The following is a 13,455-nucleotide window of genomic DNA, read 5'->3' as shown; positions in this document are numbered from 1 at the left end:
CTGTCGGTATTGCTACCGGTCTTGCGACACTAGCCCGTCAGTGAACTAGGCAGAGGACGGCGGCCCTTAGGCTGCCAGTGCGAACGTATCGTCGTTTGCAGTTACGTTTTTCCCATTGATTAACGAGGTGACGGGTCCTCGGTATGCCCTGGCCGCTTCGCAACCCCTGTCGAAACCAGGTCGCCCCCACGGTTTGTTGGCCCAAAAATCTGGGCCAAAGTACATTTTACAATAGATCGACAGCCCTGTCTTTGCTGTCTTTGGGTTAGACCGGGGCTGTTCGTTCCGACGGTGCCGGCGACTTTTCTGGGCGCCGCGGCCCGCCGTTACGACGCCGTCTCAACTGATGTCGCGCAGCAGTTTTAGCAATTCTGCTGTGGATTGCACCACATGCTGCGCGTGCCAGCGTTCAGGCGGGATGTCGTTGCCACAGTAGCCGTAAGCCGCCGCTACCGTCACCATGCCTGCCGCAAACCCTGCTTGAACGTCGCGCAGGTCGTCGCCCACATACACCACCCGCTCCGGCGGTAGATCCAGCTCACGCGCTGCATGCAGCAGCGGTGCGGGGTGCGGCTTCGAGTGCGGGGTCGTATCGCCGCTCACCACGCAGCCGGCGCGCAAGTCGAGTCCAAGCAGGGCCACGAGCGGTTCGGTCAGACGTGCGGCCTTGTTCGTCACGATGCCCCAGCGCACGCCGCGCGCATCCAGTTCGTCGAGCAGCGTGTCGATGCCAGGAAACAGCGTGGTTTCGATGCACAGGTCAGCTTCGTAGTTGGCGAGAAACTCTTCGCGCATCGAAGTGAACTCGTGATGCTCGGGCCCGATGCCGAAGGCACCTCCAATCAGTCCGCGGGCGCCGGCCGAGGCCAGCGGCCGCAAGTCGTCGAGCGGCACCATCTCGAGGCCGCGCTCGTGGCGCATCTTGTTGACGGCGGCCGCGAGATCAGGCGCGGTGTCGGCGAGCGTGCCGTCGAGGTCGAACAGAACGGCCTGGCAAAGACCGATCGAGGCCTCGTCGTCTTCGCGTTGCGGCAGGGGGGTAGGATCGCTCATGTTTGCGTGTAGGGGTCGGTGCGCGTCAGACGTCGCGTCGGCAGGCAAGCATGTAGTTGATGCTCGTGTCGCCCGACAGCGCGAAGTGCTTGCTCAGCGGGTGGTACACGATGCCCTTGATATCCACGGTACGCAGATCGGCGGCGCGAACGAAGGCAGCCAGTTCCGAAGGGCGAATAAACCGCGCGTAGTCATGCGTGCCCTTAGGCAACATGCGGGCAATATATTCGGCGCCGATCACCGCAAACAGATATGACTTCACATTGCGGTTGAGCGTGGAGAAGAAAACCCAGCCGCCGGGTTTGACCAAGGTCTTGCAGGCTGCTACGACGGCCGCCGGTTCCGGCACATGCTCCAGCATTTCCATGCAGGTGACCACGTCATAGGTGCCAGGTTCGCGGGCCGCGAGTGCTTCTGCGGCGATTTCTTCGTAATCCACCGTTACGCCGCTTTCAAGGCTGTGAAGATCTGCGACACCCAACGCCTGGGTGGCGAGATCGATGCCTTTGACGTGCGCACCCAGACCCGCCATGGATTCCGACAGAATGCCGCCGCCACAGCCAATGTCCAATACCCGCTTGCCGGCCAGATGCGCATGGGCGTCGATCCATTTGAGCCGAACCGGATTCAGTTCGTGCAGCGGCTTGAACTCGGCGTTCGGGTCCCACCAGCGATGGGCGAGATCGCTGAATTTCTGCAGTTCGTGGGGATCGGCATTGGTCATGGCGGGAGCGGTCTCGATGTGAGCGGGTCGTCGAGGATAAACCCTGAGTATATAGGTCGACAGACGGCGCGGCAAAATGCCGCGGGAACTGGGCGGCAAAGGACGGCGTAGCGAGGAAGCGCGATGCTTTCGCTGAACAAAGTCCGCGAGTCGGGGAGCGAAAGGCATAAAAAAAGCCCCGCCGAAGCGGGGCTTTGACACTGCGGTAATCTGTTGCTTACTGCTTCGAAGTACCGACCACTTCGACTTCCACGCGACGATCCGGTGCGAGGCAGGCGATGAGGGCCTTGCGGTTCTTCTGGTTGCAGCCGGTCGTAACCGGGTTGCGCTTGCCCTTGCCTTCCGTATAGATACGGTTGGCTTCGATGCCCTTGCTGACCAGGTATGCCTTGACAGCTTGAGCACGACGCAGCGACAGGCGGTCGTTGTACTTGTCCGAACCGATACGGTCGGTGTAGCCGGTGGCGACCACAACTTCCAGGTTCAGCGCGCCGATCTTCGATGCCAGGTCGTCCAGCTTTTCCTTGCCAGCCGGCTTCAGGATAGCCTTGTCGAAGTCGAACAGTGCATCAGCTTGATACGTAATCTTCTGGCTCGAGATAACCGGAGCCGGTGCCGGCGGCGGTGCCGGCGGAGTCGGAGCCTGAGCAACCAGGGCACCGTCGCACTTTGCGTTAGCGGTTGCCGGCGTCCAGAATGCATCGCGCCAGCAGAGTTCGTTCGTGCCGTTCATCCACACGTACTCGCCCGTACCGTTCACCCAGTTGTCGTTCGTAGCTTGTCGCGACGCCGGCACCGACTGTGCCATTGCGGATGCAGCCATAACTGCGGTAGCTGCAATGAACGCGAGCTTTGAAAGTTTATTCATATTTCTCCTCTCGAATTTGAGATTACCGCAGGTTTACTGCGAGCTTGTTGACGATGACAAGTCATACATTGCTCGAAGTATAACATTGGTGCCGAACAAAAAACGCGCTGTGTAGACTTCGAGCAGTGTCTAACTCTTTGTGCGTTGGCATTTTGCCATATCGTTCCCTTCCCACGATAAAAAAATCTGCCCCCCTTCGGAAGCCCCATCCAATTGTGGTGCATGCGCAACAGAAGGCTTCGCGGATCGCGGCGCGCCCCGCCAGTCATGGCGAAACGCCGTTTGAGGGTACGCACAAATCGGGCCTGCTTCTGATCCTCACTGGGGCGCTCAGGCGCCTTTCGCGTGCATCCCTCTAATAGGTATACGTACCCTCGGCGGGCGCGGATGCGGCCCATGTTAGAATCGCGTGATGCGTTGCGCCTGCAGCGCCTACGCGGAGGCGGGGTTCCGCCATCGTCTTCGCACGTAAAAGATACGGATAATGGATCAATTCGCCAAAGAGACTCTGCCAATCTCCCTAGAGGAGGAAATGCGCCGTTCGTATCTCGATTACGCGATGAGCGTGATTGTGGGGCGTGCGCTTCCCGATGTCCGCGATGGCCTGAAGCCGGTTCACCGGCGCGTGCTGTACGCGATGCACGAGCTGAACAACGACTGGAACCGGGCCTACAAGAAGTCGGCGCGTATTGTCGGCGACGTGATCGGTAAATATCACCCGCACGGCGACACGGCTGTCTACGACACGATTGTCCGTATGGCGCAGGACTTCTCGTTGCGCTATATGCTGGTGGACGGTCAGGGCAATTTCGGTTCGGTCGACGGCGACAATGCCGCAGCCATGCGGTACACCGAAATCCGCATGGCCAAGATCGGCCATGAACTGCTCGCCGACATCGACAAGGAAACCGTCGACTTCACGCCGAACTACGACGGCAGCGAAAACGAGCCGGCCATTCTCCCGGCGCGCATTCCCAATCTGCTGATCAACGGCTCGTCCGGGATCGCGGTGGGCATGGCGACCAACATCCCGCCGCACAACCTGAACGAAGTCGTCGACGCGTGCCAGCATCTTCTGAAGAATCCGGATGCGACGATCGACGAGCTGATCGAAATCGTTCCCGCGCCCGACTTCCCTACCGCCGGCATCATCTATGGCGTGGCCGGCGTGCGCGACGGCTATCGCACCGGTCGCGGCCGCGTGTTGATGCGCGCGCTCACGCACTTCGAGGAAATCGACCGCGGTCAGCGGATGGCGATCATCGTCGACGAGTTGCCTTATCAGGTGAACAAGCGCTCACTTCTGGAGCGTATCGCCGAACTCGTCAATGAGAAGAAGCTGGAAGGCATCTCCGACATCCGCGACGAGTCCGACAAGAGCGGCATGCGCGTCGTGATCGAATTGAAGCGCGGCGAAGTACCTGAGGTCATCCTCAACAATCTGTATAAGGCGACCCAGCTTCAGGACACCTTCGGCATGAACATGGTCGCGCTGGTCGACGGCCAGCCGAAGCTGCTGAACCTGAAGGAAATGCTGTCGTGCTTCCTGTCGCACCGCCGGGAAGTGCTGACGCGGCGCACGGTGTACGAACTGCGCAAGGCGCGCGAACGCGGTCACGTGCTGGAAGGCCTGGCCGTGGCGCTCGCCAATATTGACGAGTTCATCGCCATCATCAAGGCAGCGCCGACTCCGCCTATCGCCAAGCAGGAATTGATGGCGCGTCCGTGGGATTCGTCGCTGGTACGCGAAATGTTGTCGCGCGCCGAGACCGAAAATGCCTCGGCTGGCGGTCGGGAAGCGTATCGCCCAGAAGGACTGAACCCGGCGTTCGGTATGCAGACCGACGGACTTTACCGTCTGTCCGACACTCAGGCTCAAGAAATCCTGCAGATGCGTCTGCAACGCCTGACGGGTCTGGAGCAGGACAAGATCATCGGCGAGTATCGCGAAGTCATGGCGCAAATCGCCGACCTGCTCGATATCCTGGCGCGTCCGGAGCGCATTACGGCCATCATCGTCGACGAACTCACGTCGATCAAGGCTGAATTCGGCGACAACCGCCGCTCGAAGATCGAGCTGAACGCGACGGAACTGAACACCGAAGACCTGATCACGCCGCAGGACATGGTGGTGACCATGTCTCATGCGGGTTACGTCAAATCGCAGCCGTTGTCCGAATATCGCGCCCAGAAGCGCGGAGGTCGCGGCAAACAGGCGACTTCCATGAAGGAAGACGACTGGATCGATACGCTCTTCATTGCCAACACTCACGATCACATCCTGTGCTTCTCGAATCGCGGCCGTGTCTACTGGGTCAAGGTTTATGAGGTGCCGCAAGGCTCGCGGAACTCGCGCGGCCGGCCGATCGTCAATATGTTCCCGCTGCAAGATGGCGAAAAGATCACGGTGGTGCTGCCGGTCAAGGAATTCTCGGCCGACAAATACGTGTTCATGGCCACCGCGTTAGGAACGGTAAAAAAGACGCCGCTAGAAGCCTTTAGCCGCCCGCTGCGCAAGGGTATTATTGCGGTCGGTCTGGATGACGGTGATTACCTGATCGGTGCGGCAATCACCGACGGCCAGCACGACGTCATGCTGTTCTCGGATTCGGGCAAGGCAGTTCGCTTCGACGAGAACGACGTGCGTCCGATGGGCCGGGAAGCGCGTGGCGTTCGCGGCATGCAGCTGGACGAAGGGCAGCGGGTCATCGCTCTGCTGGTGGCGGGCGACGAGCAGCAGTCGGTGCTCACCGCGACCGAGAACGGTTTCGGCAAGCGCACGCCCATCACCGAGTACACGCGCCACGGGCGCGGCACGAAGGGGATGATCGCGATTCAGACGTCGGAGCGCAACGGCAAGGTGGTCGCCGCCATCCTGGTGGACCAGGAAGCCCAGATCATGCTGATTACCAATACGGGCGTGCTGATCCGCACGCGCGTCTCGGAAATCCGCGAAATGGGCCGTGCAACCCAAGGTGTTACACTCATCAGCCTTGATGAGGGCACGAAGCTTTCCGGTCTGCAGCAGGTTGCTGAGGCTGAAGCTGATGTGGAGGGCGACGCCGAAGGTCCCGCTGAGGGTGACGAAAGCGGCGAAGAGGGCGGAGCAGCCTGATTCCCACCGGCTGGTCTCATCTAAAAAGTGAACGCTGTGAGGACACAGACTGGCGTGTCGGGTCGACACGCAGTCCGCGCAGCAAGCAGTTCGACTAATTTCTCTTAGGGAGTAATGATGCAAAAACGATTCAAACAGTTGATGTTGCTGGCTGCACTCGTACCGACCTTCGCGATGGCGCAAGCACTTCAGAATCAAGCTCCGGCGGCGGCGCCTGCTGCAGCGGCTGCGGCTCCGGTTGATCCGGCCAAGCAGGCTGCAATCAAGGACCTGCTGGATGCGATCGACGCGCAAAAGCTCGTCGGCGCAATTGGTAACAGCGCACAAATGCAAGCTAAGCAGTTGGTCCCGGCTATCCTGTCGGACGCCCTTTCGGAAAACAAGACGATGACGGACAAGCAGAAGCAGGCTTCCGTCCCGACGCTGCAGAAGAATGCTGTGCCGAAGCTGGTTGACTCGGCGGGGCAAGTCTTCGTAACGGATTCGTTCCGTCAGGACGCAATGCAAGCTCAGTACGACGCATACGCGAAGTACTACACGACGTCGGAAATCAAGGATCTGACCGCGTTCTACAAGAGCCCGACGGGTCGCAAATTCATCCAGGTTCAAGACCAGGTGGGTCGCGACGTGGTGAACGGTCTGATGCAGAAGTACATGCCGGAATCGATCAAGGCAACGCGCGCCCAAGCCGACCAGGAAGTCGCTTCGGTCAAGCCGGCCGCTGCCAAGTAAGCAGGCTCGATCAGGCTACGGATACCGCAATGGCCGGTCGGTAAGGGCGCTTCACGGCGCCCTCGTTTGGCGGGTTTTCGGTGTCAATGCGATAATGGCCGTTTGCGCACACGCGCAGACGGCCATTTTCTTTTCGGGCGCGAATCTGCTGGTTCACTCGCCGCGCCTGCTTCCGGGATTTCACGATGCGCGTCTTTAATTTCTCCGCCGGACCGGCGGCCATGCCCGAAGAAGTGTTGCGTCAGGCGGCTGGCGAGATGCTCGACTGGCACGGCAGCGGCATGAGCGTCATGGAAATGAGCCATCGCGGTAAAGAGTTCATGTCAATTCATGAAGAAGCGCTGGCCGATCTTCGTGAGCTCCTCGACGTGCCCGCCAGCCACCGCATCCTGTTCCTGCAAGGTGGCGGCCTGGGCGAAAACGCCATCGTGCCGATGAACCTGTTCGGCGCCAGGCCGCGCGCCGATTTTGTCATCACCGGCTCGTGGTCGCAGAAGTCGTTCAAGGAAGCGCAGAAATACGGGGCCATCCATCTGGCTGCGAGCGGCGAGACGCCCGATGGTTTCACGCGCGCCCCGGCGTTCGCCGAATGGCAATTGTCTGACGATCCGTCCTACGTTCATCTGTGCACGAACGAGACGATTCACGGCGTCGAAACCTTCGAGATTCCCGATCTCGGCACTATTCCGCTGGTGGCCGACGCGTCGTCGCACATCCTGTCGCGTCCCATGGACGTCGCCAAATATGGCGTACTGTTCGGGGGGGCGCAAAAGAACATCGGTATGGCGGGTGTCACGGTGGTGGTGGTGCGCGAGGATCTGCTCGACCGCGCCATGAGCATCTGCCCGTCGGCGTTCGAGTGGAAAACCGTCGCCGCGCACAATTCCATGTACAACACGCCGCCTACTTACGCGATCTACATCGCCGGGCTGGTGTTCAAGTGGTTGAAAAAGCAGGGCGGTCTGAGCGCGATGGAAGCACGCAACATCGAAAAGTCGAAGCTTTTATACGACGCGATCGACACCAGCAGCTTCTATCTGAACAAGATTGAACGTGGTTCGCGCTCGCGGATGAACGTACCGTTCTTCCTCGCGGACGAATCGCGCAACGAAGACTTCCTGGCCGGTGCGAAAGCGCGCGGGCTGGTGCAGCTGAAGGGCCACAAGTCCGTCGGTGGCATGCGGGCGTCGATTTACAACGCGGTGCCGCTCGAAGGCGTCAAGGCGCTAGTCGAGTACATGAAGGAATTCGAACAGCAGCACGCCTGAACCGCCTAAGGTTGGAGCGCGCGCCTCCTTTTCCGCAGTTTCCCGGCAGGACCGTTTTTACGCATGGACGACGAACTCAATACCCGACTCAAACCGCTGCGCGAGCGCATCGACGCGCTCGACGCGCAACTCATTGCGCTGCTCAACCAGCGCGCTGCGGTCGCGCTCGAAGTGGGCGAGGTCAAGAAGCATTTCAATGCGCCGGTGTTCCGCCCGGAGCGTGAGCAACAGGTCATCGCGCGCTTGCAGGACATGAGCAACGGGCCGCTTGCCGACGATCACATCAGCGCCATCTGGCGCGAGATCATGGCGGCGAGCCGCGCGCTCGAACAAACCACCCGGGCCGCGTATCTCGGCCCGGCCGGCACGTACAGCGAGCAGGCGATGCACGAGTACTTCGGTCAGTCGATCGAAGGCCTGCCGTGTCCGTCCATTGACGAAGTGTTCCGCTCGGTCGAGGCGGGTACCGCCGATTTCGGTGTGGTGCCCATCGAAAATTCGACTGAAGGGGCGGTGTCGCGCACGCTCGATCTGCTGCTGCAGACGCAATTGCTGATTGGCGGGGAACTGGCTTTGCCGATCCACCATAATCTGCTCACGCTCAATGGCGATTTGACCGGCGTTACGCGCGTCTATGCCCATGCGCAAGCGCTGGCGCAGTGCCAGGGGTGGCTCGCCTCGAGTGCGCCGCATCTGGAGCGCCAGGCAGTGTCGAGCAATGCGGAAGGCGCGCGGCTTGCAGCCGGCGACCCGACCGTGGCGGCCATCGCCGGTGACCGGGCAGCCACGCAATACGGCCTGCAGGTGGCGCACGCGCTGATCCAGGACGATCCGCACAACCGCACCCGTTTCGTGATGATCGGCAAGGCGCCGACCGGCGTCAGCGGCTACGACCGGACCTCGCTGATCGTGTCGGTGGCCAACCAGCCGGGCGCCATGTTCAAGCTGCTGGAGCCGCTGGCGCGCCACGGTGTCTCGATGACGCGCTTCGAGTCGCGGCCGGCTCGCGTGGGCACGTGGGAGTACTACTTCTACATCGACGTCGAAGGCCACCGGGAAGACCCCGCCGTTGCGGCCGCGCTTGCGGAACTCGGCGAAAAGGCGGAATTCCTGAAGATTCTCGGCTCCTATCCGCGCGCGCGGTAAAACGCGGTCGGAACCAGCGCCTCACTTGTTACCTGATGTAGCAGTCGTTCGGAGATAGTTATGACAACGCCATTCGGTCCTTCCTACGTGCGCGCCATTGCGCCTTATGTCGCCGGAAAGCCGATCTCGGAAGTGGCCCGTGAGTTTGGCCTGAACGAAGCGAGCATTGTGAAGCTTGCGTCGAATGAGAATCCACTCGGTATGCCGGAATCCGCGCAACGCGCCGTGGCGCAGGCCGCGCGCGAACTGGGTCGTTATCCGGATTCGAATGCATTCGAACTGAAGGCCGCGTTGAGCGAACGCTACGACGTCCCGGCTGAATGGGTCACGCTCGGCAACGGCAGCAACGACATTCTCGAAATCGCGGCGCACGCGTTGGTCGAGAAGGGCGAGTCCATCGTTTACTCGCAGTACTCGTTCGCGGTGTACGCGCTGGCTGCGCAAGGTCTGGGTGCGCGCGCGATCGTCGTGCCGGCCGTCAGGCATGGCCACGACCTGGAAGCGATGCTGTCCGCCATCACCGCGGATACCCGTCTTGTGTTCGTCGCGAACCCGAACAACCCGACCGGCACCTTCATTGAAGGCCCGGCGCTCGAAGCGTTTCTCGACAAGGTGCCGCGTCACGTGGTGGTGGTACTCGACGAGGCCTACACGGAATATCTGCCGGCTGGGAAGCGCTATGACTCGATCGCCTGGGTGCGCCGTTACCCGAATCTGCTGGTCTCGCGCACCTTCTCGAAGGCGTTCGGGCTGGCAGGCCTGCGCGTCGGCTTCGGTATCGCGCAGCCGGAACTCACGGACCTGCTGAACCGTCTGCGCCAGCCGTTCAACGTCAACACGCTGGCCCAGGCGGCCGCCGTCGCAGCGCTGCAGGACACGGCGTTCCTCGAAAAGAGCGCCGCGTTGAATGCGCAAGGATATCGTCGTCTGACCGAAGGACTCGACAAGCTGGGGCTCGAATACGTGCCGTCGTACGGCAACTTCGTGCTGGTGCGCGTCGGCACCGACGGCGAGGCCGGCAATCGCGTCAACCTGTCGTTGCTCAGACAGGGCGTGATCGTGCGCCCGGTCGGCAGTTACGGCTTGCCGCAATGGCTGCGCGTTACGGTTGGCCTGCCGGAAGAGAACGAGGCGTTTCTCGCGGCGCTCGAAAAGGCGCTGGCTGCCTGACCGGTCGCAAGAAGCCTCAGGAATGAGCGTTAGATTTTGACCCGCGCGCCGGCGCTTCACGCCATGGCGCGCTTTTTTCTGTGACCGATGTGGCCGCGTTCTCTTTTGACAAGCTGGTGATTTTTGGGGTCGGCCTGATCGGCGGATCGCTTGCGCGCGCGCTGCGCGAGCGGAGCGAGGTGGATGGCGCGCGCACCGTGATCGGGGTCGGCCGCACCGCGGCGTCGACCGCGCGGGCGCTCGAGCTGGGCGTGATCGACTCGATTGCGTCGCTCGACGACGACGCCTCGCTGCGCACGGCGCTGGCCGGCGCGGACCTCGTGCTGCTGGCCGCGCCCGTGGCTCAGACGCAGCCGCTGCTCGAGCGGATTGCGCCGTTTCTCGATGCCGCAACCATCGTCACTGACGCAGGCAGCACGAAATCCGACGTCGTCGCCGCTGCCCGTGCCGCACTAGGCGGGCGGGTCGGGCAATTCGTACCCGGGCATCCGATTGCCGGGCGCGAGTCGAGCGGTGTGGATGCGGCGCTGCCCGACCTCTATGTCGGCCGTAACGTCGTACTGTGCGCGTTGCCCGAAAATACGCCTGCAGCGGTGGAGCACGTTGCGGCCATGTGGCGCGCGACCGGCGCCAGCGTGCACGAGATGACGCCCGAACAGCACGACCGCGTGTTCGCGTCGGTCAGCCATTTGCCGCATGTGTTGTCATTTGCGCTGGTCGAGCAGATTCTCAACTCGCCTGATGCCGCGCTGAAGTTCTCCTTCGCGGCCGGCGGCTTCCGCGATTTCACGCGGATTGCCGCGTCGAGCCCGGAGATGTGGCGCGATGTCTGTGTCGCCAACCGCGTCGCGCTGCTCGATGAGCTGGACGCCTACACGGCGGTGTTGGCGCGCTTGCGCGCCGCGATCGAGGCGTCGGACGGCGCGGCGCTCGAAGCGGTGTTCGCCCGCTCGCGCGTCGCGCGTACCGAATGGCAGGCGCAACGCGGCACGCCGGCAAACGCCGCCGGCGATGCCGCGAAATAACCGGAAACTGGACTCAATCATGGAATATCTCGATCTCGGACCGTTTTCCCGTGCGTCCGGCACGGTTCGCCTGCCTGGCTCGAAGAGCATATCGAATCGCGTGCTGCTGCTCGCGGCGCTGGCCGAAGGTGAAACCACGATCACCAATCTGCTCGATTCCGACGACACGCGTGTCATGCTCGAGGCGCTCGAAAAGCTCGGCGTGAAGCTCAAGCGCGACGGCGACGAGTGCGTGGTCACCGGCACGCGCGGCGCGTTCACCGCAAGGACTGCCGACCTGTTCCTCGGCAATGCCGGCACGGCCGTGCGGCCGCTCACCGCGGCGCTCGCGGTCAACGGCGGTGATTACCGGGTGCATGGCGTGCCGCGCATGCACGAACGGCCGATTGGCGATCTCGTCGACGGTTTGCGGCAGATCGGCGCACGGATCGACTATGAGGAAAACGAAGGCTTTCCGCCGCTGCGAATCCGCCCGGGGCAGATTGCCGTCGAAGCGCCGATCCGCGTGCGCGGCGACGTGTCGAGCCAGTTCCTGACCGCGCTGCTGATGACGCTGCCGTTGCTGCGCAGCGCAAGCGGCGCGACGGTCGTTCAGGTGGAAGGCGAGTTGATCTCCAAGCCCTATATCGAGATCACGATCAAATTGATGGAGCGCTTCGGCATCAAGGTCGAGCGCCACGGCTGGCATCAGTTCACAGTGCCGGCCGGGCAGCGCTACCAGTCGCCGGGCAGGATCATGGTGGAGGGCGACGCGTCCTCGGCGTCGTATTTCCTCGCGGCGGGCGCCCTCGGCGGCGGTCCGTTGCGCGTGGAAGGCGTCGGCCGGGCCAGCATCCAGGGCGACGTCGGTTTTGCCGACGCGCTGATCCGCATGGGCGCGAACGTGTCCATGGGGGAAGACTGGATCGAGGTACGCGGCGTGGGCCATGATCACGGCAAGCTCGAACCGGTCGACATGGATTGCAACCTGATTCCCGACGCGGCCATGACGATCGCCGTCGCTGCGCTGTTCGCGGACGGCACCACCACGCTGCGCAACATCGCCAGCTGGCGGGTGAAGGAAACCGACCGTCTCACCGCCATGGCGACCGAATTGCGCAAGGTGGGCGCCAAGGTGACGGAGGGCGAGGACTACCTCGCAGTGACGCCGCCCGGGCAGCTGACCCCGAACGCCGCCATCGACACTTACGACGACCATCGCATGGCGATGTGCTTTTCGCTGGTGAGCCTGGGCGGCGTGCCGATCCGGATTAATGATCCGAAGTGCGTCGGCAAGACTTTCCCTGACTATTTCGAGCGCTTCACGGCGCTGGCCCAACCCTGACCTATCTGAACCGACCTGACGTGCGACTTTTTCGATGAAACCGACCCGTCCCTTTCACCAGACGCCCGTCATCACGATCGACGGCCCGACCGCCTCCGGCAAGGGCACGGTGGCCGCGCTGGTCGCCGCCAGCCTGGGCTTCCACCTGCTGGACAGCGGCGCGCTGTACCGCCTGGCGGCGCTCGCCAGCATCCGCTACACGATCGCGGCCGACGATGCCGACGCCCTTGCGAAGCTGATCGACGAGCTCCATATCACCTTCCGTGAAGGCCTTGCTCAACTCGACGGCGTCGACGTTTCCGGCGAAATCCGCGCCGAGGAAATCGGCAAACGGGCCTCCGCTATCGCCGTGCACGCGCCGGTGCGGGCCGCGCTGGTGGCGCGCCAGCGGGCGTTTCGCAAGGAGCCCGGGCTGGTCGCCGACGGCCGCGATATGGGCACCGTGATCTTCCAGGATGCCGCGCTCAAGGTGTTTTTGACCGCCAGCGCCGAGGCACGTGCGGCCCGGCGGCATAAGCAATTGATCCAAAAAGGATTTTCTGCTAATATAGATAACTTGCTTCGGGATTTGCGTGAACGCGACGAGCGCGATAGTCAGCGCACAGCCGCGCCACTCAAGCCTGCAGCGGATGCGAAGTTGCTGGATACCTCCGCGTTATCGGTCGACCAGGCGGTCGGTCAGGTGGTGCAGTGGTACCAGGCTTTAATCCCTACCGCGTGAAAACGCGGACAGGAAATTGGCTGTAAAAGCACTATGTTGTTGTGTAGGTGCTCCGCGATTGTCGTGGAGCGTGTTTTAACCCCTTAACCCCGCGTGGCATTCGCACTCTAGCCGTCATTGCTGACCATCCGGCCAGCCGGGCACCGCGAGAACCATGCAAATTTTGATTTTTATGTCCGACCTGCAAACCTCTACCCCGAATACCGAATCTTTTGCGGCTCTGTTCGAAGAGTCGCTGACCAAGCAAGACATGCGCGCCGGCGAAGTGATCTCCGCCGAAGTCGTGCGTGTCGACCACAACTTCGTGGT

General features: G+C 62.1%; 11 protein-coding genes and 1 other RNA gene. 8 read left to right on the top strand and 4 right to left on the bottom strand.

From position 1 onward, the window contains the following. The 4 genes from ssrA to ompA form a co-directional block, all read right to left on the bottom strand. Window positions 1–188: a transfer-messenger RNA gene (gene ssrA, locus VGH41_RS06485) on the bottom strand; the annotation flags it as partial. Window positions 189–339: 151 nt separating this feature from the next. Beyond that, on the bottom strand, window positions 340–1,053 hold the full coding sequence (locus tag VGH41_RS06480) for an HAD-IA family hydrolase (protein ID WP_331596529.1): 714 nt from the start codon (window positions 1,051–1,053) through the stop codon (window positions 340–342). 25 nt (window positions 1,054–1,078) lie between these two features. Continuing rightward, window positions 1,079–1,777: a bifunctional 2-polyprenyl-6-hydroxyphenol methylase/3-demethylubiquinol 3-O-methyltransferase UbiG gene (gene ubiG / locus VGH41_RS06475; RefSeq protein ID WP_331596528.1), complete on the bottom strand. Its 699-nt coding sequence runs from the start codon at window positions 1,775–1,777 to the stop codon at window positions 1,079–1,081. 217 nt (window positions 1,778–1,994) lie between these two features. After that, window positions 1,995–2,645 (bottom strand): outer membrane protein OmpA, encoded by a 651-nt coding sequence (gene ompA / locus VGH41_RS06470; protein ID WP_331596527.1) that lies wholly within the window; start codon window positions 2,643–2,645, stop codon window positions 1,995–1,997. 532 nt (window positions 2,646–3,177) lie between these two features. Here ompA and gyrA point away from each other — a divergent pair. The 8 genes from gyrA to cmk all read left to right on the top strand — a co-directional run bounded on the left by gyrA (window position 3,178) and on the right by cmk (window position 13,146). Then, window positions 3,178–5,760 carry a DNA gyrase subunit A gene (gene gyrA / locus VGH41_RS06465; RefSeq protein ID WP_331596526.1) on the top strand — a complete coding sequence of 861 codons (2,583 nt, stop codon included), beginning with the start codon at window positions 3,178–3,180 and terminating at the stop codon, window positions 5,758–5,760. A gap of 117 nt (window positions 5,761–5,877) precedes the next feature. Then, entirely contained in the window at window positions 5,878–6,492 is a 615-nt protein-coding gene (locus VGH41_RS06460; protein WP_331596525.1) for a DUF2059 domain-containing protein, read from the top strand. Window positions 6,493–6,677: 185 nt separating this feature from the next. Further along, entirely contained in the window at window positions 6,678–7,760 is a 1,083-nt protein-coding gene (gene serC, locus VGH41_RS06455) for a 3-phosphoserine/phosphohydroxythreonine transaminase (RefSeq protein WP_331596524.1), read from the top strand. Between the two features lie 63 nt (window positions 7,761–7,823). Beyond that, window positions 7,824–8,906: a prephenate dehydratase gene (gene pheA / locus VGH41_RS06450; protein ID WP_331596523.1), complete on the top strand. Its 1,083-nt coding sequence runs from the start codon at window positions 7,824–7,826 to the stop codon at window positions 8,904–8,906. A 60-nt stretch (window positions 8,907–8,966) separates the two neighbouring features. Further along, entirely contained in the window at window positions 8,967–10,076 is a 1,110-nt protein-coding gene (gene hisC / locus VGH41_RS06445) for a histidinol-phosphate transaminase (protein WP_331596522.1), read from the top strand. Between the two features lie 80 nt (window positions 10,077–10,156). Beyond that, window positions 10,157–11,101: a prephenate dehydrogenase gene (locus VGH41_RS06440; RefSeq protein ID WP_331596521.1), complete on the top strand. Its 945-nt coding sequence runs from the start codon at window positions 10,157–10,159 to the stop codon at window positions 11,099–11,101. Window positions 11,102–11,120: 19 nt separating this feature from the next. After that, a complete protein-coding gene (gene aroA / locus VGH41_RS06435; RefSeq protein ID WP_331596520.1) occupies window positions 11,121–12,425 on the top strand; it encodes a 3-phosphoshikimate 1-carboxyvinyltransferase in 1,305 nt (434 codons plus the stop codon). 34 nt (window positions 12,426–12,459) lie between these two features. Continuing rightward, a complete protein-coding gene (gene cmk / locus VGH41_RS06430) occupies window positions 12,460–13,146 on the top strand; it encodes a (d)CMP kinase (RefSeq protein ID WP_331596519.1) in 687 nt (228 codons plus the stop codon). Window positions 13,147–13,455 lie beyond the last annotated feature (309 nt).

The organism is Paraburkholderia sp. (assembly GCF_036488795.1).
Taxonomy (GTDB): Bacteria; Pseudomonadota; Gammaproteobacteria; order Burkholderiales; family Burkholderiaceae; genus Paraburkholderia.
Note: the sequence above shows the minus strand (reverse complement) of the source record. Positions and strands in the feature narration are given on the sequence as shown.